General features: G+C 43.4%; 23 protein-coding genes and 1 riboswitch. Of the genes, 14 read left to right on the top strand and 9 right to left on the bottom strand.

The window, feature by feature from the left end; genetic code table 11:
* Positions 1 to 64: 64 nt before the first annotated feature.
* Positions 65 to 484: a pyridoxamine 5'-phosphate oxidase family protein gene (locus NSS87_RS02125; protein ID WP_042184372.1), complete on the bottom strand. Its 420-nt coding sequence runs from the start codon at positions 482 to 484 to the stop codon at positions 65 to 67.
* Between the two features lie 161 nt (positions 485 to 645).
* Here NSS87_RS02125 and NSS87_RS02120 point away from each other — a divergent pair, with 161 nt between their 5' ends.
* From NSS87_RS02120 to NSS87_RS02095, 6 genes are all read left to right on the top strand, one after another.
* On the top strand, positions 646 to 1,860 hold the full coding sequence (locus NSS87_RS02120; RefSeq protein ID WP_339244476.1) for an MFS transporter: 1,215 nt from the start codon (positions 646 to 648) through the stop codon (positions 1,858 to 1,860).
* Positions 1,861 to 1,940: 80 nt separating this feature from the next.
* Entirely contained in the window at positions 1,941 to 3,392 is a 1,452-nt protein-coding gene (locus NSS87_RS02115) for a hypothetical protein (protein WP_339244475.1), read from the top strand.
* 149 nt (positions 3,393 to 3,541) lie between these two features.
* Positions 3,542 to 3,652: riboswitch (TPP riboswitch) on the top strand.
* A 160-nt stretch (positions 3,653 to 3,812) separates the two neighbouring features.
* Positions 3,813 to 4,862 carry an ABC transporter substrate-binding protein gene (locus NSS87_RS02110; RefSeq protein WP_339244473.1) on the top strand — a complete coding sequence of 350 codons (1,050 nt, stop codon included), beginning with the start codon at positions 3,813 to 3,815 and terminating at the stop codon, positions 4,860 to 4,862.
* Positions 4,863 to 5,125: 263 nt separating this feature from the next.
* Positions 5,126 to 5,419, top strand: a complete 294-nt coding sequence (locus NSS87_RS02105; RefSeq protein WP_339244472.1) for an MTH1187 family thiamine-binding protein — start codon at positions 5,126 to 5,128, stop codon at positions 5,417 to 5,419.
* A complete protein-coding gene (locus NSS87_RS02100) occupies positions 5,416 to 6,177 on the top strand; it encodes an ABC transporter permease (protein WP_076300092.1) in 762 nt (253 codons plus the stop codon). The genes NSS87_RS02105 and NSS87_RS02100 overlap by 4 nt, the downstream gene beginning before the upstream one ends.
* A 16-nt stretch (positions 6,178 to 6,193) precedes the next feature.
* A complete protein-coding gene (locus tag NSS87_RS02095) occupies positions 6,194 to 7,036 on the top strand; it encodes an ABC transporter ATP-binding protein (RefSeq protein WP_339244471.1) in 843 nt (280 codons plus the stop codon).
* Positions 7,037 to 7,150: 114 nt separating this feature from the next.
* Here NSS87_RS02095 and NSS87_RS02090 read toward each other — a convergent pair whose 3' ends face one another.
* From NSS87_RS02090 to NSS87_RS02080, 3 genes are all read right to left on the bottom strand, one after another.
* Positions 7,151 to 8,701: a flavocytochrome c gene (locus NSS87_RS02090; protein ID WP_339244470.1), complete on the bottom strand. Its 1,551-nt coding sequence runs from the start codon at positions 8,699 to 8,701 to the stop codon at positions 7,151 to 7,153.
* A gap of 203 nt (positions 8,702 to 8,904) precedes the next feature.
* Positions 8,905 to 9,654 (bottom strand): WecB/TagA/CpsF family glycosyltransferase, encoded by a 750-nt coding sequence (locus tag NSS87_RS02085; RefSeq protein WP_339244469.1) that lies wholly within the window; start codon positions 9,652 to 9,654, stop codon positions 8,905 to 8,907.
* Positions 9,655 to 9,732: 78 nt separating this feature from the next.
* On the bottom strand, positions 9,733 to 10,614 hold the full coding sequence (locus NSS87_RS02080) for a nucleotidyltransferase domain-containing protein (RefSeq protein WP_339244467.1): 882 nt from the start codon (positions 10,612 to 10,614) through the stop codon (positions 9,733 to 9,735).
* A 185-nt stretch (positions 10,615 to 10,799) separates the two neighbouring features.
* Here NSS87_RS02080 and NSS87_RS02075 point away from each other — a divergent pair, with 185 nt between their 5' ends.
* Positions 10,800 to 11,843, top strand: a complete 1,044-nt coding sequence (locus NSS87_RS02075; protein ID WP_339244466.1) for a YncE family protein — start codon at positions 10,800 to 10,802, stop codon at positions 11,841 to 11,843.
* Between the two features lie 68 nt (positions 11,844 to 11,911).
* On the opposite strand, the gene NSS87_RS02070 is transcribed toward NSS87_RS02075, so the two are convergent.
* On the bottom strand, positions 11,912 to 13,435 hold the full coding sequence (locus NSS87_RS02070) for a DHA2 family efflux MFS transporter permease subunit (RefSeq protein ID WP_042184348.1): 1,524 nt from the start codon (positions 13,433 to 13,435) through the stop codon (positions 11,912 to 11,914).
* 192 nt (positions 13,436 to 13,627) lie between these two features.
* Here NSS87_RS02070 and NSS87_RS02065 point away from each other — a divergent pair, with 192 nt between their 5' ends.
* The 5 genes from NSS87_RS02065 (at position 13,628) to NSS87_RS02045 (ending at position 19,047) form a co-directional block, all read left to right on the top strand.
* A complete protein-coding gene (locus tag NSS87_RS02065) occupies positions 13,628 to 14,518 on the top strand; it encodes a TetR/AcrR family transcriptional regulator (RefSeq protein ID WP_256716355.1) in 891 nt (296 codons plus the stop codon).
* Positions 14,519 to 14,544: 26 nt separating this feature from the next.
* Positions 14,545 to 15,234 (top strand): response regulator transcription factor, encoded by a 690-nt coding sequence (locus NSS87_RS02060; RefSeq protein WP_042193184.1) that lies wholly within the window; start codon positions 14,545 to 14,547, stop codon positions 15,232 to 15,234.
* Entirely contained in the window at positions 15,231 to 16,235 is a 1,005-nt protein-coding gene (locus NSS87_RS02055; protein ID WP_339244465.1) for a sensor histidine kinase, read from the top strand. The genes NSS87_RS02060 and NSS87_RS02055 overlap by 4 nt, the downstream gene beginning before the upstream one ends.
* A gap of 114 nt (positions 16,236 to 16,349) precedes the next feature.
* Positions 16,350 to 17,111 (top strand): ABC transporter ATP-binding protein, encoded by a 762-nt coding sequence (locus NSS87_RS02050; protein ID WP_149646232.1) that lies wholly within the window; start codon positions 16,350 to 16,352, stop codon positions 17,109 to 17,111.
* On the top strand, positions 17,101 to 19,047 hold the full coding sequence (locus NSS87_RS02045) for an ABC transporter permease (RefSeq protein WP_339244463.1): 1,947 nt from the start codon (positions 17,101 to 17,103) through the stop codon (positions 19,045 to 19,047). The genes NSS87_RS02050 and NSS87_RS02045 overlap by 11 nt, the downstream gene beginning before the upstream one ends.
* A 58-nt stretch (positions 19,048 to 19,105) precedes the next feature.
* Here the strand turns inward: NSS87_RS02045 and NSS87_RS02040 are convergent, their stop codons facing one another.
* Positions 19,106 to 19,651 (bottom strand): GNAT family N-acetyltransferase, encoded by a 546-nt coding sequence (locus NSS87_RS02040; RefSeq protein WP_339244462.1) that lies wholly within the window; start codon positions 19,649 to 19,651, stop codon positions 19,106 to 19,108.
* 69 nt (positions 19,652 to 19,720) lie between these two features.
* Complete coding sequence (locus NSS87_RS02035; protein WP_076285158.1) at positions 19,721 to 20,392, bottom strand: O-methyltransferase; 672 nt, start codon at positions 20,390 to 20,392, stop codon at positions 19,721 to 19,723.
* Between the two features lie 383 nt (positions 20,393 to 20,775).
* Between NSS87_RS02035 and NSS87_RS02030 the strand changes: the two genes are divergently transcribed.
* Complete coding sequence (locus tag NSS87_RS02030) at positions 20,776 to 21,672, top strand: LysR family transcriptional regulator (RefSeq protein WP_339244461.1); 897 nt, start codon at positions 20,776 to 20,778, stop codon at positions 21,670 to 21,672.
* An 86-nt stretch (positions 21,673 to 21,758) separates the two neighbouring features.
* Here NSS87_RS02030 and NSS87_RS02025 read toward each other — a convergent pair whose 3' ends face one another.
* Complete coding sequence (locus NSS87_RS02025; RefSeq protein WP_339244460.1) at positions 21,759 to 23,018, bottom strand: MFS transporter; 1,260 nt, start codon at positions 23,016 to 23,018, stop codon at positions 21,759 to 21,761.
* 186 nt (positions 23,019 to 23,204) lie between these two features.
* On the opposite strand from NSS87_RS02025, the gene NSS87_RS02020 reads away from it, so the two are divergent.
* A complete protein-coding gene (locus NSS87_RS02020; RefSeq protein WP_339244459.1) occupies positions 23,205 to 23,780 on the top strand; it encodes a TetR/AcrR family transcriptional regulator in 576 nt (191 codons plus the stop codon).
* 77 nt (positions 23,781 to 23,857) lie between these two features.
* Here NSS87_RS02020 and NSS87_RS02015 read toward each other — a convergent pair whose 3' ends face one another.
* Entirely contained in the window at positions 23,858 to 24,340 is a 483-nt protein-coding gene (locus tag NSS87_RS02015) for an NUDIX hydrolase (RefSeq protein ID WP_042184331.1), read from the bottom strand.
* Positions 24,341 to 24,372: the final 32 nt, after the last annotated feature.

The following is a 24,372-nucleotide window of genomic DNA, read 5'->3' as shown; positions in this document are numbered from 1 at the left end:
TTTTAAAAAAGCCCTCCTAAACCCGTGGGGGATAGGAAGGCTTTCGGAATCGATTTAAATTGGTTTAGGGAGTCCACACGCCGTGCTCTTTATTACTGCCAACATACTCAATACGCGTTGGAGTAAGTTCAAGAATCACATAATTAGGGTCATCAGGCCCTGTAAACCATGGCTCCAGCTCTTTGTTCCACACCTTTGTGCGCAGCCCTTCATCCTTAGAAACCGTAGCGGTGGCTTCAATCTCCAGCACGTCTTTGCTTCCACCTGACTCATATCCAAGCAGCAAAAAAGCATTCGGATTATTCGATAATTCCTCCACCTTATGAGTTTTGCGATTCGTAGCTAAATAAATCTTCAAACCCTCATGGAAAATGGCCATGTAACGTACTTTCGGCTTGTTTCCTTCTTCGATCGTACCAAAGGAACCAAACTTGTTGTCATCCAATGCTCTAATAATGAGTTGCTCCAGTTGTTTGTTATCCATTACGTAAATCTCTCCCTTCAAGCATGTAAACAAAAGTTTATATATCCAAGCTCACCGTTTGGATTTATCATAACAATGGTGCTTATTATAATGTACCCTTCCGGTTCACATTGAATCCGACCTTACTCCATAAACTACTTTCAATATAAGGAGCTTACTTCGTGAAAAAACTGATCTGGATCGGCTGTCTTTCCTACTTTGTCATTGGCCTTGCTCATGTAGTGCTGGGATCTATTCTTCCCGTTCTGCTACAGCATTATGACCAAAATTATAGTGCCGGCGGGCAATTAATCTTTAGTCAATTCGCTGGTTTTCTGGCTGGTGTGCTTATCTCTCCCCTACTCAATCGCCGTTTTGGGAAACGAGGAGGTATCATTATCGCCACCGCCCTTCTCCTGACTGCTGAGATTGCGTATGCTTTTCTACCCCCTTGGGAGTGGATGTATGTCATTGCTGTTGCGGCTGGCTTTGGTTTCGGTATGATCGAAGCCGTCATCGGCACCATCATTATCGGAGCTGTGACAGAAGGAACCGCGATCGCGATGAGCCGACTTGAAGTCCTATTTGGGATAGGAGCACTTGTAATGCCTCTTATCGCCAGTCCGCTCATTGCTACCGGAGCATGGAGATTGGCATTCCTAATTGTCGCTGGCTTCTCATTACTTTCTCTCATCCTCTGGGGAAGAGGCCATTTTGGGAATCTGCAGCGTATACTAGACGAGCGAGCACCTCGCAAAGTCTCAGCATCCGCACATTCCTCGCAGTCCAGCACACAGCTTCCGTATAAAGGGAAACAATGGATTCTGCTGGGCATCTTCATTCTTTTCTTCTTTCTCTATGTAGGTACGGAGATGAGTCTGGTCAACTTTATGCCCGCCATCTTTATCGCCAAGCTAGGGATGACAGAATCTGCGGCGGCGCTGACAGTCACTTTCTTTTGGCTAGCTATGTCTACGGGAAGATTGTTTGCTGGAGTGATTGCAGAGAAAATTTCTTACCGTGTATACATTTTAAGTAGCTGTTTACTAACCCTGTTACTGCTGGCTCTTTTTCCGTTCACAGATAATCGATTAGCTGCATTCATCGTAATTATGCTACTTGGGCTATTTATGTCCGGTATTTTCTCCATAGCTCTAGTCTTCTCCAGCAAGATGCTGCCAGGAGCCGAAGAATCAACACCCAGCATAATGATCGCTGCTGGAGGTGTCGGTGGAGCTCTGCTGCCCCTATTCATGGGCTGGTCTATGGACCATCTAAAAGTGGCACAAACTGCTGGATTACTTGCCGGTTTTGCCGCCTTCTTGTTCTTGCTGAGCATTGCCGCATGGAGGTTCCAATCCAGGCAAGCAGTCCAAAGAAAGAGTTCCAGTATTTAGAATGTTAGAATGGTATCAACCTAATCCTTTTAGGGTAATGTCATCTATAAGCATATTCTGAGCACAAGGATGGACGATGAATGGATAAGCTTTCAACTGAGCCTTTATTACATACTGCGCTTATGCAGTTTATTTTTCCCTTTTCAATAAAAAAGGGCGATTCTAAGAAGCTTATCCAACAATTGCAGGATGATGGCTTCACACGTTTTTTTCTGGATAATAAAGAATTAGAAAATGCCTATTACGGAGAAGGCCACTGTGTTTCCCATGAACGGATGGAGCGCACCTATTTACCGTTTGCTGCACACATTCTTTTTCCACGCAAGAAGGATGAAGACTCTTTCCGCCGCTTTTCCAGAGTCAATAATCTGGACTGTATTCTAGAGATTCCTCAGCAGTCTATATTTTTTAAAATTCTCTCGACGGATATATTCATATGTCCTTTTCAGCTTGGATTTGTGACGATACGTGTCCAGCTTGAGGGGGATTCGATTCCCTTTAGTAATGCACTGGAATTCGCGGACCGCTTCCGGACGCTTGAGAATACCTTCGTACAGGATGACTACACCTATATCCATTGCGGAGAACAGACCTATGAGATGGTAGAGGATTTTGTCTTCCGAAATCTGGTGGATGGACTGGAGCCTTTTCTGGATCACTCGGATATTAATGGGGCTTATTTCGAGACCCTTCCCTTTTTCGTAGATGAAAGAATGCAGGTGCAAGCCTTTTATGGCTTTCAGAGTGAAGGGGATTCTGATGAGATTAGTATAAATATACGCTATCGCGCCTCTCAGCTTGATGGAATTGATCTGAACGGGAAGCCCTATGCCAGTGCCAGCGATCCAGCGTATATTGCGAACTACTGTCATGAGCATTCCTATAATCGATGGGGCCCAGACTCGTATTATATGATGAATGAGCAGACCTTTTGCTGTCTGACCCGAGCTGAACCAAAGATCGCCGTTAGCCTCGCCAACCAGATGTACGGGCAATATTATTACGGATTTCTACTCAATATTTTCCACAAAATCGTTCTGCTAAAGCTGGCAAATATGCATTCCCGACTACGCATAAACCACGATTATGATGAGATCGATAATTTAATCTACTCGATTAATAAATTCTCGGCAAAGTTCTATTTCTTGGAGCTGATTTCACAGTCGCAAGGACGGGAGATTTTTCTTCAGCTGCGTAAAGTATACGGGAACGACGCTCTCTTCGAGGAAGTAAAAGAAACCTTGACTGACCTGTTTCAGTATCAAGATAAGTTCCAATCGAAGCGCCGGGATAATCTGCTGATGATCCTCACTGTATTTACGGTGGTAAGCGGGATTTATGGCATGAATCAAGTCATTGACGATCTGGATGGAAAGATTCAATGGAGTAAGATGGTTAGCTATTCCCCCTTTGAGTTTCTTGCTCTTTTCGTGATTATGAGCGGGATAATGATCAGTGTTGTCCTTACGCTAGGTGCTCTGGTTACTGAGCTTAAGCGGCGTCATCGCAAGAAACATAAAGATCTGGATTAATGAAAACGGACGGAGAGATTTGAAAAATTTAGGAGCGTGCTACTAGACATTCCGAGAACAGCCGTCTATAATACACCGTATGCAAGCATAAACGCCTTCAGCGTCCTTATAAAGACGATTAGCGTTTAAGCGAGAAATACCCGTTAACTTCATAGAACCAGGGGTGCTGGAATTGGCCGGCTGAGATTGTATCCCACAAGATACTGACCCTTATACCTGATCTGGATAATGCCAGCGTAGGAATCGCCAATTGGTTTTGGTCCCTGTGACCTTTACTAACCTTGCGCCAAGCCAGCGTCCCGATCACTCGGGGCGCTTTTTTTGTGTAGATCACAAAAGATGTAGAAGAAATGTACATACTACACTTTATGGTTCATGTTGGATGACGGGATCTGGCAACCTTAAAGGAGAGAAGAAGACATGCAAGTCAAAAAAGTACTTATGCTTAGCCTCACCTGTATGCTCATTCTTGCGATTGCCGGATGCGGCAGCAACAATGGGAATACAGCCGGAAACAAAGGAAATGCTGCGGAATCGAATGCAGCGACCGGATCAAATGCTCCAAAAGAGCTTACCAAAGTTAAGGTTGCACTGGATTGGACACCGAATACGAACCACACCGGTCTATACGTAGCCAAGGATCTTGGTTATTATGCGGAAGAAGGTCTGGATGTAGAAATCGTTCAACCTGGCGCAGCGGGTTCTGATACGATGGTTACCTCTGGCGAAGCTGCTTTTGGAATCAGCGCTCAGGAAGGATTGACTCTAGCTCGTCTACAAGGCGTTCCCCTTGTCTCGATTGCAGCCATTATTCAGCATAATACTTCGGGATTCGCCGCTCCAGTGGATCGGAATATTAAATCACCAAAAGATTTTGAGGGTAAAACTTACGGAGGCTGGGGCTCTCCCGCTGAGGAAGCAGCCATGAAGGCGATCATGGACCCTGTTGGTGGCGATGTGAACAAGGTGAAGCTAATCAGTATTGGTGAAGCTGACTATTTTACCGCAGTCAAACGTGACATTGATTTCGCTTGGATCTTCTACGCTTGGACCGGTATTGAAGCCGAACTGCGTGGTGAGCCTCTGGATATGCTCTACTTGAAGGATTATGCGCCTCAGCTCGATTATTACACCCCTGTGCTGACCACGAGTGAGAAGCAGATTTCTGAGAATCCAGATTTGGTGAAGGCTTTCCTGAAAGCCACATCGAAGGGTTATCAATATGCGATTGATCATCCAGAAGAGGCTGCCGCTACATTATCCAAGGCTGTGCCTGACCTTGATGCCGAGCTTGTCCTAGCTAGCCAAAAATGGCTTAGCCCGAAATATAAGGACGACGCCCCACGCTGGGGAGAGCAAAAAACCGAGGTCTGGCAGAATTACGGCGACTGGATGTATGATTTGAAGCTGCTGGACAAACCGCTGGATGCAGCTAGTGCATTCACGAATGATTTTTTACCGGCGGAGTAAATAACAATTATAAATGAATCACTTCGTTATCAAAGTTGGCTTTTTGAACTTACCTATACAATGAGAGCTCAAAAAGTCGACTTTCAGAACCGAGAAGGTTGAACGTTACTTGAGGAAGGAGGAACGGAGCGTAGTGATTTGCTACGTGAGTACCGGACTTCCCAAGTTCGTTCAAGATTCGACGCCGAATCTGCTTCCTGAATTACTTCGTTATCAAAGTTGGCTTTTTGAACTACCTATACAATTTGAGAGGATTGATTATTGTGGCTAACACACTTTTAAGCATTCAAGTAATTCCTAAGACTCCAAACAATGAGGACTCCATCCCATACGTAGATAAAGCGATTGAAGTTATTCAAAAATCAGGCGTTAAATATCAGGTGAATCCACTGGAAACTACTATGGAAGGTGAACTGAGCGAGCTCCTGGAGGTTGTACGTCAAATGCAGGAGGCGCTGATCGAAGCAGGTAGTCCAAGCGTGATCTCCCAAATCAAAATCGCTCATAACCCTAACGGAATCAGCATGGATAAATTGACGGAGAAATATCGGCCGTGAGATCGACCTGGAAGCTAATATGGCCGCCCCTTGTGGCGGTCGTCTTCTTTTTAACCGTATGGCAGTTATCTGTTTCTCTATTCCATATCGAATCCTGGATTCTGCCGAGTCCTGCTGATATTGCTCGCGAATCCACCAGTAATGCCTCAGGTCTCTGGGCTCATACGATGGCTACGCTCCGACTCACATTAATCGGTTTTCCTATTGGTACAGGTGTAGGCTTGATCGTCGCGCTACTTTTGCATCTTTTACCTTGGGCTAGGCGGGCTTTTTATCCACTCATTATTCTGAGTCAAAATGTTCCCTCTATCGCACTCGGACCACTGCTTATCATCTGGTTTGGCTTCGGCCTTTTGCCCAAAATCGTGCTGATTACACTGGTATGCTTCTTCCCGGTAGCTGTCGCTGCAATGGGCGGCTTGTCTCAAAGTGATCAGGTCATGATGAATTATATGAAAATGGCTGGCGCAAGCAAGTGGCAAATCTTCACCAAGCTGGAGCTCCCGTCTTCTATCCCGGCACTATTTTCCGGTGTGAAAATATCTGCTACTTATGCGGTTATGGGAGCCGTGGTCGCTGAGTGGATTGGCGCGGATAAAGGGATTGGCTATTATATGCTGCTGCAAAAATCGGCTTACCGTACGGATCGGATGTTTGTCGCTATTGTTATTATTGTGCTCCTTAGTCTTGTGCTTTTTGCGATTATCGCCTTGCTCGAAAAATGGTTAGTTCGCTGGAAACCGCGCCGTAACTCATAGAAAGGAAGATGCCTGTATGTCTCAAGCGACGCAAATAGAGCAAAGAACAACTGAAAACACAAGCTCTCCTGAAGCTCATACTGCACCACCTGCTCTTGAAGTAAGCGGCATCTCCAAGTCCTTCACCCATCGTCGCCGCGAGACGAACGTGCTTAACAACGTCTCTCTTAAGGTAGAGCAGCAAGAGTTCGTTTCGATCGTCGGTCCTTCCGGCTGCGGAAAAAGCACCTTATTCCATATGATCGGCGGACTAGTGAAGCCTGATGCAGGAACGATCCGCATGAGCGGCAAGGTCGTTACAGGTCAACGTGGTGAAATCAGTTATATGCCGCAGCAGCCTGCGCTTTTTCCTTGGCGAACGATTGAAGATAATGTACTGCTAGCCGGAGAAATTAAAGGCGCTCTGCAGGATGGAGCTCGTGAAGAAGCGCGCCAATGGCTCGCAAAGGTTGGCTTGAATGGATTCGAACAGGCTTATCCGCATATGCTGTCTGGCGGGATGCAGCAGCGTGCTGCTTTTCTCAGAGCATTGCTGGCTCCGCAGGAGTTGATGCTGCTCGATGAACCTTTCAGCGCACTGGATGCACTAACTCGCAGTGAAATGCAGCGCTGGCTGCTGGAGCTGTGGGAGGAGAATCGCCGCTCCGTGCTATTCATTACCCATAACATCGAAGAAGCGTTGCTGCTCTCGAATCGTATTTATGTATTCTCGGGTCGCCCTGGCTCCATCCTACATACTGTTGATGTGCCATTTCCACGGCCACGCCGCGATGAGATTACGGATTCCCCGGAATTCCTTAAACTCAAACGCCAGCTGTCACAGTGGATGCGAGAAGAACAAGCTAAAAGCGAGAAGTAGCTTTTTGAATAGAGGTCACTCCACTCACTTTAAACGAGAGATTAAACAAAGAACCGCCCGGGCTTCAATTAGCCCAAGCGGTTCTTTTGTTTTAACCAGAATAGCAGTTAAATCTTATTGTGCTTGTACAAACTCAGCAGATTTAACCCCTGCTTGACGGCCGAAAATAATGATTTCTGCTACAGAGTTACCGCCGATCCGGTTTTGACCGTGCAATCCACCTGTAACTTCACCAGCCGCATACAGGCCAGGAATAGCAGCGCCGTCTTTATTTAATACTTCTGTGTTCGTATTGATCTTCACGCCGCCCATGGTGTAATGAATCCCTGGGGCGATCTTAATAGCGTAGTAAGGACCCGCGGACAAATCGTTGTCCATCCCTGTTGTTCTGCCGAATTCAGCATCGTTCTTGTTCTTTACCGCGCTGTTCCAAGTATCAAGTGTCGCTTTTAGCTTATCGGCTGGAACACCGATTTCTTTCGCCAATGCTTCGATGGTATCCGCTTGGATTACGAAGCCCATTTTGTCATATTGTTCAATTGCTTTCACGCGTGATTTGACGCCGGAATCAAAGACAAGCGTTGCCGCTTTTTCAGGAAGTGCATTGATCGCTTCGGTAACTTTATCACGTGTAGTCAATTCGTTTACGAACCGTTTGCCTTCGCTATTCACGAGGATAGAACCTTCGCCGCGTACAGCTTCCCCGATCAGATAAGATTTTTCTTGTTGAACTGTTGGGTGAACCTGGATTTGATCCATATCAACGGTGGTTCCGCCAAGTGCCTCAATCATCTTGATGCCGTCGCCGGTACTGCCGATTTGGTTAGTCGTTACGTATCCTTCCAGATCAGGTCTAACTTTTGAAATCATATCCATGTTGGATCCAAAACCACCTGTTGTTACAACAACTGCCTTCGCTGTAATGGTTTTTTCATCAGCTTGGTTAAAGAGTACTTTGACACCGTTAGCCTTACCGTCTTTTTGAGTAATTTCTTTAACATCCGCGTTCACAAACAGTGGAATTTCTTTTTCTTGTACGTTTCTAACCAATCCTTTGACAAGGTATTGGCCTACCGCAGAGCCGTCTTCTGGACGGTGGGTGCGCTTTTCGCTCATGCCGCCTGTGATCGTAATATTGTTCAGCTTGATTCCGATCGAATCCAACCAATCGATTGCACTTGCGGAATTGTCAACGAAGAAACGAAGCATCTCTTTATCGTTCGTGTCATGGCCGCCCTTTAGTGTCTCTTCATAAAACTTATCATTGCTATCTTCAATGCTTTGCTCTTTTTGAAATTTCGTTTGGGAAGCGTTCATTCCTGAGGAGGATTTACTTGTATTCCCACCTGCAACCGGCATTTTTTCTAAAATAACAGGGTTCAAGCCTTTGGCCTTAGCTTCCAGTGCAGCAGACATTCCTGCACCACCAGCACCAACAATAACGATATCATAATTATCTTTTAATTGATCCAGTGGTGTGTAACTAGCTTCTGATGCACCTGATACGGCTTCCGTTTTATCATTTTTGGCCGTCTCATTTACCTTACTTTTGTTCTCGTTGCCATTACTATTACCTGCGCTGTTGCTATTACTGTTACCGCAGCCTGCGATTACGAGCATGACAGAGAGAATGAGAATGAGAGCAGTACTTGTTGTCTTCTTCATCTTTATAACGCCCCTTTGTGAATGTTTTCACATTTATAATAACGCAAAGATGCTGTTTTGGGAAGTTTTTTATGTAATTAGTTATGGTTACTGTTACATTTCCATGAATATTTTCATTTAAGTTTTCATAAAAATTCTTACTTTCAATATTTCCTCAGCTTACTACTCAAAAAAAGCCACCCTTTCCAGGGCGGCCATCTGCTTTATTTCCTAAGCATAGCTCGATACACGAATTTAGGAAGAACTGCTTGCCTGCGCCAGCGCGACTTTTGTCCTTTGGCCACAGGTGCGAATAAGAGTCGATGCAGCCACTCCAAATTGAATTTCTTCCATATCGCAGGGGCTGGAGTCACTTTTCCCGCTATAACATCCAAGCTTCCCCCCACGCCAAACACAACCTTAACCTGAGAAAGCGCCTGTTTATGCTTATAAACCCACTTGTCAGAGTATGGAGCCCCCATCGCGACAATCAGGAAATCTGGCTGTGCGTGCTGAATCTCTGCCACAATGGCCGGTTCCTCTTCTTTAGCAAGAAAACCATTATGTCTTCCGGCAATTTTCACATTCGGATATCGCTCTGTAATCTTTTCGACCGCTTTACAGCTGGTATGCTCATCCGTGCCTAAGAAATAAAAGCTCCAGCCCAGCTTATTCCCTTGTGCGAGCAGCTCAAGAAGTAGTTCATACCCCGTAACTCGTTCAGCTATAGGGTCACCTTTTCTTCTCGATGCCAGCACAATGCCAATCCCATCAGGAGTAATCAAATCTGCCTCATGGAGTATGGTTCGAAGCAGCTCATCCGATTGGCTTGTTATCGTAATTTCCGGGTTCGCCGTAATCAAATGAAATAGCTTCGGTTCTCCGGATTGAATATGTTTTGTTAGATGAAGTGTTGTCTCGTTTAGTGTTAGTTTTGAAAAAGGAACGCCTAATATAGAGACTGTCCCAGCCATTTAATCACCTCTTACTGAAAAGTTCATTCCAGTATACCTTACCGTAATCAAGAAGGATAGTCAGCGTCATTACTCTGTTTATTCCTCCAAAAACTTCCACCACTCTATTAACCAAGGTTCATCGATCCCTCGCAGGCGGAATTCCTCCAAAAGTATCTTTCGAAATTGTTTTTCCATTTTGACAAAATTATTGTCCTCCTGGTGCATGGGAGCAAAGGATTCATCCTCTCTAAGATAACTCCAAAAATCGCCTGCACACTCCAAAATCTTTCGACCTACGACCGTTTGCTGCGCTACGGGAACAAGCCATTTGTCATAGGGATACGGATAACCTTCAATAGTGATTGCACAGCGTAAAGCCTCTTTATAAAGGGAAACCGCTAAGAACAAGATTGGAAAGGCGTCGCCACGAACTACAGGATTATCTAGACTTCTGGCATAGCTTCTTAGCTGTATGTATGAATTCTTACGAAATTTCATTAGTACTTCAGATTGGAGTGGAACATAGGAATGAAAAAGTGACTTCAGATCCAGCTGATCGTAGTAAATATAGGACACCGATGCATTCCACAGCCATTCCATATCCCCGCTCATTAAAGCTTCTTTGATATCAGATATTTTATGGAGTGTATAATGCCCTGTCTTCCCACTCGGAAGCCTTAAATCCATAAAAAAACTACTGTGCTCCGGAATCAGCCCTGCTTCCTCGAACCGATGATTAATACTGTTGTAAGACTCATCCTCACAAATAATGATTATATCTACATCCGACTGCCCATCTACCACCCCGAGTGCGGTCGATCCATCTAGGATAATGCTTACCCTCTGACGATCTTCTTGCAATAACGGATGATTTAGGATCTCTTGCGTAATGAACTTTCCAATCTCCTCTAGTAATTCGCGATGAAGTAGCAACTTATCAGGTGTTAGTAAAATATCCGACAATACTGATTTCATCATCGTATCCATCAGCCTCCAATCGATCTCAACCCCCTTGTAAATATAGCGCTTACATTTAATCTGAAATGTGGATTTGGGAATATCATTCTATACTCTAGAGATACATCTTGCAACGATATATAGTACCCTTTTGCCCTTGCCCAAATATAATGAATCATCTAGTCATTTGAAGAGGGGGTTATATCATGGCGTTACCCACCATCATAACCACAGTTCCTACATCCGTACCTGTCGGAGATATTGAGGTAAATCCCATCACCAATCGGGTATACTTCGTAAATCCTAACACTACAGCCGGAACTGTTGGTGTATTAAGCACCCTGACCAATCGGATCATTGCAACCATACAAGTAGGTAGATTTCCGCTCAAGCTTGCCATCAACCCAAGAACAAACCGTGTGTACGTCACCAACTTCCGCGATGGAACGGTATCTGTAATTAGCGGACGGACAAACCGTGTAATCAAGACCCTCCAAGTGGGCAGGAACCCTGATAGTGTTAACGTTAATGTTCGAACGAACCTGATTTATGTGTCGAGTGCCTCTGGCATCGTAACCGTCATCGATGGCAGATCGAACTGCATTCGGACTACTATCCAGATCGGCGGCCGCCCTTCCGCTATCGTCATTAATAAACGTACCAATCGCATTTATGTAACGAATACTATAAACAATTCCGTATCTGTCATTAACGGTAGTACACAAACTGCAATAGCAACCATCAAGGTTGGCAACAACCCAGTAATCACACCTGCGCTAAATCCGATTACGAACCGTATTTATGTAGCGAACAACTTAAGCCGCTTTCTTTCCGTGATCAATGGCCGCACCAACAAGCTCCTCAAGAATGTACAGCTTGGACGGTTACAAAGCGAGGTCATCCTTAATCCGCTTACAAACCGTGTTTACGTGTCCAGTGCTCAACAGGTTAAACAAGGGAAGCTTTTTGTGCTTAATGGAAATACCAATAAAGTGATTGCAACTAGAGTGTTATCTTCCTCCTCCAGCACATTCATCAACCCGATTACAAATCATTTATTTGTCAGTAATTTCAATAAGAACAGAATGTCCGTGTATAACGCCAGTACGTTTAAAAGAATCGCGGTATTCCCCTCCGTAACAGGCGTAAACATCGCACTTAATCCACTAACGAACAGGTTATATGTCGCAAACGACAATACCATCACAGTCATTCAGGATGGTCCAAGATTAACACATCATTATAAGTAATCTTTACTTTCTTATATTTGCAAAAAAAGGCGCTTCACCTATAAGGTGAGCGCCTTTTTGAATATAGACTAATGCGTTGTAACCTGCTTAGCAGCTACTTTCTTTGCAGTCACTTTCTCTTCTGCCGTTTCCTTAGGCTGTACACCTCTTTTAATAAAGAAGGCTAGAATAAATGCAATAATCGCTACGCCTACAGATACCAAGAATGCATCGTTAATTCCTTCAATAGTAGCTTTCGCAATGACTTGATTTTGTATACCAAGCAATTGGTCTGCCGAAGGTTTAGTCGTTAATTTACTTACAGCATCAGCGACCATATCTTTCACATGTGAAGTGGTACTGTTAGACATAATGGTTACGAGTAGTGCCCCACCAATCGCCCCTGATACTTGCTGAATCGTACTGTTCATGGCTGTACCATGCGGCGTATATTTGGCTGGGATAGAATTCAAACCATTGGTCATAACTGGCATCATCACCATAGAGATCCCGAACATTCTCACAGAATATAGAATCATGAGTGTCGAATATTTAGTCGTTTCAGTCAGATCACTAAAGAAATACGTACTAATCACTACAATCGCTAGACCGATTAGCGCTAATACCTTACCGCCGAATTTATCGAACAATTTACCTGTGATTGGAGACATAACACCCATAATTAAAGCACCAGGCAACATTAGAAGTCCCGAATCCAGTGGTGAAATCCCTCTAATATTTTGCAGGTAAATCGGCATTAGCATCATCGCTGAGAACATTGCCATATTCAGTGTAATCGAAATCGCTGAGGATAAAGCGAACATCGGATATTTGTACACTCTGAAGTTAAGCATTGGCTCCTTCATCTTCATTTGGCGCATAATGAAGATCACTAATCCAATCGCTCCGATAATAAGCGCGGAGTAGACCATTGGATCATCCCATCCTTTGTTCCCAGCAGAACTGAAGCCATATAGGAGACCCCCGAAACCAATCGCTGATAGAACTACAGATAAGAAGTCAATCTTAATAGCCACATCTTTTTTAGGATCATGCAATTTGAAGAAGGCTAGAATGAACACCAATACGGCGATTGGGGCAATCATAAAGAATAGTACAGGCCATTCATAGTGCTGAATAATCCATCCAGATAATGTAGGTCCGATAGCTGGTGCAAAAATCATAACCAACCCGAACATCCCCATAGCTGAACCACGTTTCTCAGGTGGAAAGGTAGTGAACAATACATTCATTAATAGTGGCATCATGATCGCAGCCCCTGAAGCCTGAACCATTCTGGCGATTAGCAGCACAGGGAAGCTTGGTGCTAATCCGCCGATAAAGGTTCCTATCGCAAATAATCCAATCGCGATTAAGAACAACCGTCTCGCGGTATACTTTTGAATCAAAAAAGCTGTTGAAGGAATCATGATCCCGTTCACCAGCATATAGCCCGTTGATAGCCACTGTACCGTTGAGGCACTAACATTAAAATCCTTCATAATCGATGGTAAAGCTATATTGAGTAGGGTATTACTCAGTAAAGCAACAAATGCACCAATCATGAGGATTGCCAATATCCCGTAAGATGCTTTACTTTCTTTTGCTTTCATTTTGGAATCCTCCATTCTATAATCATACTAACAGTTCAATTTTGAACTCGTGTTATAATCCGGTGTAGAATATATTACTCCCTTATTTCTCGCTTGGCAAGACAAAAATCATTTAAAATTGAAATTGTATTAAGTGGAAATATACGCTAGTCTATATTGGAACAAAGAGTTCAGCTTAAAGGGGCACCTCAGATGATAAATAAACGAAAAGAGCAAGTGGTTCATAAAGCGCATGAATTATTTATTGAAAAAGGCTACCACGCCACATCCATTCAGGATATTTTGAATCATAGCCGGATCTCCAAAGGATCTTTTTACAACTATTTCCCTTCAAAAGGGGATCTCTTTAAGGCTGTATTTACGTCCATTCACGATCGACTTGAAGAAGGGCGAAATTCCCTGCTCATAGGTCAAGATCCTTCTGACATTAAGATATTTGCCGAGCAGATTCAGCTGGTCATGAAAATCAATAAGAAAAATAAATTGTTACAGCTCGTAGAAGATGCTTTGGTCTCCAATGACCCAGACTTAATAACGTTTATCAAAAAAACAAAGTTCAACCTCCTTACCTGGGTACATGAACGTTTCCTTCATATTTTCCCTGAGGATAAGAAACCCTATTTACTGGACGGAGCCATCATTTTTACAGGAATTCTACAAAATATGCTACAAATCAACAGTGCTATGAATGAAGTCATCACCTCTAAGCAGATCATTGATTATTGCACTACGCTTATCCAAACCATTGTTGAAGAAGTAAGTCAAATGGGCATTCAACTCATCTCACCAGAGCATGTGGGCAAATTATTACCCGCAGCGGAATACAGTGATTTTTTCAATAATGATTTATCCTTTGCGACCATCAGCTTAAAAAAAGTAATAGAGAGATCATTTACAACTGGTGATGCGAACCTCACTAATTATCTAAAGCTGTTATACTTTATCCAGGAAGAAATCATGAACAACAAGGAACCGAGACAGTTCTTAATCGAAAGTGCTCTGCTATCCTTAAGAACATGTCCTAATCTAAATGAAGCCAAAGAGTTTAAGCATTATCAGGATGTATTATCTAAAATGCTGTAAAGCTAACTAAAAGTGTGGTGAAGCATTTGTTCAAGCTATTATTAATCGAAGACGATTCAACGCTGTTTAATGAGATCAAGGAGCGACTTACCCAGTGGTCTTATGATGTGTATGGCATTCAAGATTTCAGCAATGTCACGCAGGAATTTATAGAGATCAAACCTGATTTAGTCATCATCGACATCCAATTACCTAAATTTGATGGGTTTCATTGGTGCCGAATGATTCGTTCCCACTCTAACCTTCCGATTATCTTCTTATCATCCCGGGATCATCCTACGGATATGGTAATGTCGATGCAGCTTGGAGCCGATGACTATATTCAAAAGCCCTTCCATTTCGATGTACTCATTGCCAAAGTACAAGCGATTCTTCGGCGCGTCTACAATTACAACACGGATAACCTTGAGCTCAAGACATGGTGTGGAGCAACCGTGGATTATGAGAGAAATGTATTGACGCATGATATGGGATCGATTGAGCTTACGAAAAACGAGATCTTTATATTGAAATTGCTTATTGAGAAAAAAAATAAAATCGTCACCCGCGAGGAATTAATCAATAGCTTGTGGGATGATAAACGTTTTATAAGTGACAACACCCTTACCGTCAACGTAAACCGGCTGCGAAAAAAGCTGGATGAGATAGGCTTAGGTAGTTTCATTGAAACGAAAGTAGGACAAGGGTATATGGCCATCGAAGAGGAAGCACTATGATTAAAAAGTATCTCTTGGAAAGAAGTAGCTGGATCCTACTAGTCCTCTTTACCAATCTTTTTATACTTTTTGTCACCTATATGGATTCATCAATCCCATTCTCTTCAGTTCTCTATCTGGTCTCCTTGTCGATGCTTTTTTTTGTGATGTTCTTAATCCTTCGCTATCCCAGAGAAACCAGGTTCTATAAAAGCTTGGTTGAGCGAGATGATGATCTGGATGTAACGAGTATCGCCACCCCCGAAAGCCCGTTTGAGCATATTATTGAAGAGAGTATTATCAATCAAGCTAAATGGTTAAAACAGGCTGCCTCGAACAATCAAATGACGTTAGAACAGGAAAAAGATGAACTATTATCGTGGATTCATGAAGTGAAGACCCCTCTGACAGCGATGCATTTAATGATTGAGCGAATCGAAGATGATGTAATGAGGAAACATCTGACCTATGAATGGCTGCGCATACATCTTCTGCTGGATCAACAGCTACATCAAAGGCGAATTCCCTTTATCGAAAATGATCTGTATATAGAACATATCGATTTAGAAACGCTTATATTCGGGGAGATTAAGACGTTGCAATCCTGGTGTATTCAGAAGGGGATCGGCTTTGAGCTGAACTTGGAAGTAGCTGAAGTGCTTAGTGATGCCAAATGGCTGGCTTTTATTATCCGACAACTACTAACCAACGCCGTAAAATATAGTGAGGCTTCAGATATTGCAGTGAGTAGCTATCAGCAAGCTGAGCATATCGTTCTTAAGGTGAAGGATGGCGGGCGCGGGATAGATCCCAAGGATCTGCCTCGGATATTTGATAGAGGATTTACTTCCACCACCGTGCATCGCGACAATGCCGCCACAGGTATGGGATTATATTTAGCCAAAAAAGCGGCGCAATCCTTGTTGATCGTCATCGGAGTTGAGTCGAGGCTCGGATCAGGAACGACGTTCACTTTAACCTTTCCGCTTAAAAATGAATTTGTGAAGCTCTCAAGCGTGTGACAACAATGTCACATGCTTTTTTATTTTGTTCGGGCAATCGAAGGATAAGAACGACAAAGCCTTTTATAATAAAGCTATACAAAAAGAACGAGTATAAAAAGGGAGTGAATCATTATGGTAATTCTTGAAGCCACTAAAATTCATAAAAGCTACGGAAATAAATTAAACAAACAATCCGTGTTGAGTGGACTGGATATTTCTATAGAAGAAGGCGAATTTGTTGGGATCATGGGCTCTTCCGGTTCAGGAAAGACCACCCTGCTTAACGTTCTCTCGTCAATTGATCAGATCAGCAACGGATCGATTACCATTGAGGGTACTGAAATTTCTAATATGAAAGAAAAGCAATTAGCTGAATTTCGGAAAAATCATTTAGGATTTATTTTTCAAGAATACAATCTCTTAGATACGCTGACGGTGAAGGAGAACATCCTGTTACCTCTATCCATTACCAACACCCCTAAGAAAATTGCCAATGAGAAATTCGAAAACGTCGCGAGGGAGCTGGGGATTTTAGAGTTGAAAAATAAGTACCCGAATGAAATCTCTGGGGGTCAAAAACAACGCACCTCTGCAGCTAGAGCCTTCATTCATGATCCAAGCATTATTTTTGCTGACGAACCTACAGGAGCCTTGGACTCTAAATCTGCTTCTGATTTGTTAAACAAGCTGAGTGAACTAAATCAAAGACGAAAAGCAACGATCGTTATGGTTACACATGATCCAGTGGCAGCTAGCTATTGCAGTAGAGTTATTTTTATAAAGGATGGTACGATCTATACGCAATTAAATAAAGGAGAACAATCAAGACAAGTCTTCTTTAATGACATCATAAAAACACAAGGTGTACTGGGTGGTGTGCAGAATGAGCATTAATGTACTGATGCTTCGAAATCTGCGAAAAAACATCAGAAATTACTATCTGTATGTATTTGCTCTCGTTTTTAGCGTGGCCTTATATTTCGCCTTTGTTACGTTGCAATACGATCCCTCGATGGATGCAGTAGAAGGCTCGATCAAAGGTGGCGCAGCAATCAAGGCTGCCTCGGTCTTACTGGTCGCGATTGTATCCATTTTCCTGTTATATGCAAACACTATCTTCATCAAACGCCGGGGAAAAGAAATTGGTCTGTTCCAGTTAATAGGGATGACCAAAAGTAAAATATTCCGAATCCTTTCGGCAGAGAATTTCATCCTATATTTTGGTTCTTTAATTCTAGGAATAGCCGTGGGCTTTTCTATTTCCAAATTAATTCTTATGATTCTTTTTAAAATAATGGGGATCGATGCGATAGCATCCCTTCGTTTTTCTACCCCAGCCCTGGTTCAAACGCTGATCGTATTCTTTGTAATCTATCTTTTGATCATGCTGATGAATTATGGATTTATTAAAAGACAAAGCATTCTATCCTTATTCCGGGTGACCTCAACCACAGAAGGCAACGTGAAAAAGCTGTCCTTCTTTGAAATGATTATAGGGATCGTTGGGATTGGATTGATTCTGCTTGGCTATTCGATTTCATCTCGATTATTTAGTGGAGACTTAACATCAATGACTGAGCTATCTATATCCATGATCACTATTCTGGCTTCAGTTATCATCGGGACTTATCTTTTTTATAAAGGCTCGGTAAGCTTTATCTTTCATCTCATTCGTAAAAAGAAAAACGGGTATCTGAATATTAAAGAGGTGTTGTCTCTCTCCTCCATTATGTTCCGAATGAAATCAAATGCCGTACTGTTAACCATCATTACAACGGTATCAGCTCTGGCGCTGGGTTTATTATCCTTGAGTTATATTTCGTTCTACTCTGCTGAGAAAAGTGCGAAGCTCTATGTTCCGTCAGATTTTATTCTTACGGATATCCAGGATGCTAAACAATTTAAAGAGGCATTAACGACTGAAAATTTGCTGTTTACGGAAAAAATAACCGAAGTCATTCAAGTGGATGTAAATATAGAGAAGATTCTGGCAGAAAATTCCAAGGCGCTCGGTATGATGTCGAATAATATGACTCTTCCCGTCATCAGTGAAAATTCGCTGGAGGGCATTGATCTATCCCCTGATGAGGCCTATTTTACGAAGACAAGTAGTGCAATGGAGAATCTGATTTCTATGAAGGACCAGGGTGGCATTGAATTCAAGGGACAACATGAAGTCATTCCGCAGTTTTATAAAAGAATTGATATGGAAGCCCCCGTTTTATACAATTTCACAGGTGGTGGCTTACCCCTTGCTATTGTAGACGACACGACCTTTGAACGCTTAAAGAAGGATCTAGATCCAGCCCTTCAAAGAAAGTCCTCTCTTAATATCGGCATCGATATGAAAGAACGGGCAAGCGTTGAGCAGGCTAATGAGCTTTTTCAGAACATGAAATTTGCAAAAGGCCACATAACCGACTCTCAACTGGAGACGATGAACAATCAAAAGCAAACTATGGGACTTATCATGTTTATCGTGGCCTTTCTGGGGTTAACGTTCCTGATTACCTCTGGATGCATTCTTTACTTTAAACAAATGGATGAAAGTGAGAATGAAAAGCCCAACTACACGATCCTCAGAAAGCTTGGTTTCACGCAAGGGGATCTGCTTAGAGGGATTCAGGCGAAACAATTATTTAATTTTGGGATTCCATTAGTCATTGGATTGCTTCACAGTTACTTCGCCGTAAAATCAGGATGGTTCTTCTTCGGTACAGAGCTCATGACACCGATGATTCTGGTGATGCTGCTATACACCGCTTTGTATTCGATTTTTGCAGTGCTATCCGTGTTCTATTATAAAAAGGTAATTAAAGAGTCACTTTAAAAAAAGAGGGGTTCCACAAGCCAGCATGGCTTAGGAACCCCTTGTTGTTATCATACCTCTATCTCCTATCTTCATATTCAATTCTAGTTAACCCGTAGAAGACTATATCCTCGAATTTATCCCATTTTAAAATATGCCGTTTAAATTCCCCTTCAAATCTCATTCCAGCTTTTTTCATAACGTTAGAGGAGGCAGGATTTCTAGTCATTGCCGCTGCCCATATTTTATTTAATGCGAGGTCTTCAAATCCAAAATCAATTAATCGCTTAGCTGCTTCAGTCGCATAGCCATCTCCCCAAAAAGATCTTCCTACCCAATAAGCAAGCTCACCTCTTTGATGCGATTTGTCTATATTTAGACTCATACAGCCTATTAAGGTATTACTCTCTTTACTAATTAAAGCAAAAGGAAATCCTTCCCCTTCGTCTGCGCTTTTCCTACAGGCACCAATCCAAGATTCAGCCGCTCCATCAGGGTATGGATGAGGAATAGACAGCGTTGTTCTAGCTACTTCTATATCCCCAGCAAGCTCTTGAACTTTACTTGCATCTGTGGATTGAAACGGTCTTAGTATTAACCTTTGTGTTTCAAATGTAGGTTGCATAGAAAGTACCTCTCACTATTGGATTTTCAATAGATTATATTACAATTGTTGGATATTGCAATACATATATCAGCTATTCACAATCCCCAATACGAAACCATCATACCCTTTACTTCCCACTGTCTGAATGGCAGTAGCCGAAATCTTAGGCTCTTCAGCCAACAGATCATAAAATTCCCGTACGCCTACTACACGAGGATCTTTGCTATTCTTGTTAATGATCTCGCCTTCACGAATCACATTATCGCCTATAATCACCGTACCGGGTCGGGAAAATTGAAGCGCCCACTGTAAATAGTTAGGGTTGTTAGGTTTATCAGCATCAATGAATATAAAGTCAAAGGGCTCCACACCCTCCTGTTTCATCTGAGACAATTGCCCCAAAGCATCGCCTATACGAAGTTCTATCAGATCATCTACCTGAGCAAGCGCGAAATTGGCCCCAGCCACCTGAGCATGAGATGGATCTAGCTCCAAGGTAACGATATGTCCGTCAGACGGGAGCGCCCTTGCCATCCAAATTGTACTGTACCCACCCAAAGTGCCAATCTCCAGAATCCGGCGTGCACCTTTCATTTGAACCAATAGGTTAAGGAATTTTCCCTGACTAGGTGAGACATCAAAGGGCGGCAGCCCTGCCTGTTGGTTAGCGGACAACACTTCCTCCAGCACGGAGTCCTGCGGAATTAAGCGCTCTGTAATGTACTGATCGACTTTATCCCATGTAGTCGTTTGATTCATATTTATCACTTCTCCTTTGGTTTTAATTACTTTACTGAAAAGAACACTCCAACCCACAATTAGGGATCGTTCGTACCTACGAGGAGTGTTTGGACTTCCGGCCGCTGTTGTCTTCAGATTTCTTTAATTTACTAATTGATAGTGGGTGAAATCCAAAGACAAAGGCGGTCGCTAACGCTCCTACAGTTCCAAACCTCCTCATCGTTACTCCTTTCCCTAACTAAAGATTTAAGTCCAAAATATAAGTTCATATTCAACTTCAACTTCAACTTCAACTTCATACCTGTATTGTAAATCAGTTATAATCATAAATATAATATATATTTAAATCTAAACTATATATTAATTATATGAATTAAACGATAACAGATAGGAGCTTAACCATGAATCTACACGCCTTGCGCTTATTCCATGTAATCGCATCGACAGGAAGTGTGACACGCGCCTCCGAAACTTTAAATATCAGTCAGCCTGCGATTACGGCTCAGATCAAGAAATTCGAAAAGGAAATATCCTTCACCCTATTTAAGCCTCAAGGCAGAGGAATTGCTTTAACGAATGCAGGTGAAGAGCTTGCCCTACTCGCGAAAAGACTGTTCGCCGTTGAACAGCAGATCGAACAATTTGCTCAAGATTACGTAAACGGCACGAATGGAAGTATTCGTCTAGCCGCGACGTATTTGCCTGCTCATTATCTCATCCCTACTTGGATCGCAAAGTTCAAGCAACAATATGAGCAAGTGGAAATGGTGATTACCACCACCAATTCAAGCGATGCCCTGAAGCAGCTGTTAAATGTAGACGTGGATATAGCAATTTACGGGGGAATCACTGAGGCATATCCAGATACGATCCAGACAGAGGAGTTATTTCAGGACGAGTTATGGTTTGTGGTCGCACCCCATCACCCCTATGCAAATCTGCAAATTTCTTTATCCGAAATGATGAAGGAGCCCTTTGTCATGCGTGAGGAAGGGAGTTCGACGAGAGAGAGATTATTATCGTTATGCCGTACATATAATACGCCAGCTCCCACGATCTCTTTGCAATTTAACGGACTTCATGAAGCGATTCAAGCCGTTATCGCCGGGTATGGCGCCAACTTCGTCTCTTCACTCGTTGTTCGCGAATATGTTGAACGTGGAGAGTTATGCCGAGTTTATGTTGAAGGCATACATCTGAAGAACAGCATTGCGATCTGTACGCGAAAAAATGAACCATTATCCGCCTCAGCGGCAAACCTTATTCAAATGATTCGCCAAAATCCTTATACCGTTTAGGATTTTTCAAAAAAAGACTGCTCTCTAGGCTGACTATATCCAGCCCGGAGAGCAGTCCTTGTAAGTACCGGCTTTATTGGAACACCTTACGCTTGCTTCTTCTCCGTTAAATAGTATAGGAAAGCCAAGATCGGCAGCGCCAGACCGATCAAGCTGGTCAGACTCCAGCCCCCGTACGCATATGCCCAGCCGCCCAGTGAAGAGCCGATGGCTCCGCCTACGAAAAATATCGCCATAAATAATCCGTTTAAACGTCCTCTCGCCTCGTTGCCAAGGGAATAAATTGCCCTTTGTCCAAGCACCAGATTACCCGATACCCCCATATCCAGCATAATAGCTGCTGCAATCAGCAATCCGAGCGTCACTCTTGAATCATTCTGAAACAAGTAAGCAAGAAGAAAAGCCACAGCTGCCAGCACAAACGCAAGTCCGGTCAACGGCCGGGTCCAGCCCCGGTCAGCCAATCTCCCAGCGATGGGAGAAGCGATAGCCCCAGCCACTCCGGCCAGCGCAAACAAGGCAATGCCTTGCTGACTTAAATGATACGTATCGGCCAGATGCAAAGAGACCGTCGTCCAGAACAGGCTGAAAGCTCCAAACAGGCTAGCCTGATAAATCGCTCGGCGGCGTAACACTGGCGTACTCTTCAGTAAAGTACCTAGAGAACGGATCAATCCGCCATAATTCATTGTAGGCACAGGTTGGCGCTGCGGCAGCACACGGGACAATAGAAGTGTTAATAAGGTAATCACTACGGCGGATATGGCATAAATCGCATGCCAACCCCACAATCCAGAGACAAAGCTGGCCAGTGGCCGGGCGAACATAATACCGAGCAGCAGCCCACTCATTACATTACCGACCACCCGGCCGCGCTGCTCTTCAGCAGCCAGAAAAGACGCATACGGCACAAGAATCTGGGCAGCTACGGAACCGAGACCAATGAACAGGGATGCTCCCAAAAAGATCGCTGCATTCGGAGCTAGTGTGGCTGCTACCAGTGATACCACCACCACAGCCAACGACACCACTGTCAGGCGGCGATTCTCAATAATATCGCTAAGCGGTACTACGAACAAAAGTCCAAGAACGTATCCTACCTGGGTCAAAGTTACAATCAGACCCGCTGCCCCAGAAGAAAGCTGCGTAGCTTGGGCGATCTGTCCGATCAGGGTTTGGGCGTAATACAGATTGGCCACAATTAGTCCGCAGGAGGCCGCTAATAGAAATGTAATCCATCCAGGGATCGTCTTTCCTTCCGCATGTTCCTTGACTGGATTCACTGAACTTACTGAACTTACTGAACTTACTGAACTTACAGGATTCATTCGTCTTCCTTGATTCATAAGATCTCCACCCTTCGATTATAAATACTGAACGCAACGTTCATTAATTGATTTAAATATATACTGAACGTTCAGTTTTGTAAATATGCGATTGGCTACTTCATATAACCTTTTGTATAATGAACGTATAGTTTCTTTTTAGATCGCAAGTTAAATAAAGGATAGATTAATCGGGAGGGATCTCTGATGGATAAAAAAAGAGGACGGCCGCGCAATAGCGAAGCCGAGGCTTCTATTCTGGCAGCATCGTATGATCTATTGCTGGAGACTGGATTTGGTGCGGTGACCGTAGAGAAAATCGCGGAACGGGCCAAGGTAAGTAAAGCGACCATTTATAAATGGTGGCCTAACAAAGCAGCTGTGGTCATGGACGGCTACCTCTCTGCAGCATCCGCAAGATTGCCAGTGCCGGACACCGGTTCGGTCATGGACGATATTATGATGCATGCCACAAACCTGGCTAATTTTCTTCGCAGCCGAGAAGGAAAGATCATTACCGAGTTGATCGGCGAAGGTCAATTTGATGCCGGCCTTGCTGAGGCCTATCGTGCGAGGTTTTTCGCTCCCCGCCGCCAAGAGGCACGACAGTTGTTGGAGCGTGGAGTGACCCGTGGCCAATTAAAAGCGGATCTGGATATTGGGATCACGATTGATCTGCTCTATGGACCGATATTTTATCGGCTTTTGATCACAGGGGATGAGCTAGACGAAGCTTTTGTGAAATATATGATCACCTCTGCCTTTGAGGGCATCAAAGCATAAACGCCTTTGGCGCGTGAAACTTATACTTTTATATATTTTAAAAAGCCATCCTTTGCAGGATGGCCTATCACTTATATTTACACAGTTCGATCCAAATTAACTTCAAACGTGTCTCCAGTTACATAATCCATATACCTCGTATTCCCATCGTAATCCAAATAAGCTTGATAGCGGGTACGAATAGCCGGTTGTGTAATCCAATCAAGCACTTTCTCTTTTGCCACCCACATCACTTCAGAGGTTTCCTCCGAGGTACATAATTCCCCACCCACGGGCTTGCAGATAAAATCAAACATGACCTTGGTAGGAACATCGGTTACACCGTCATACCATTTATGAATGCCTGTATTGGAATACACACCAATCAATTGAGATACCGTGACATCTATTCCACTTTCCTCTTTAATCTCTCGAATTAATGCATCCACCAGGTTCTCTCCGACCTCTACTTGTCCACCAGGAAATACCCATCCACCATCATGCGTCTTTACTAAAAGGACATCTCCTTGTTCATTTTCTGCGAATCCACCTGCAGCTACAATATGTGTTGGCCATGCCATAGACTGCACCTCTTTTTAAAAGAGGTTAACAA

Source organism: Paenibacillus sp. FSL F4-0243 (assembly GCF_037963295.1).
Taxonomy (GTDB): domain Bacteria; phylum Bacillota; class Bacilli; order Paenibacillales; family Paenibacillaceae; genus Paenibacillus_AQ.
Note: the sequence above shows the minus strand (reverse complement) of the source record. Positions and strands in the feature narration are given on the sequence as shown.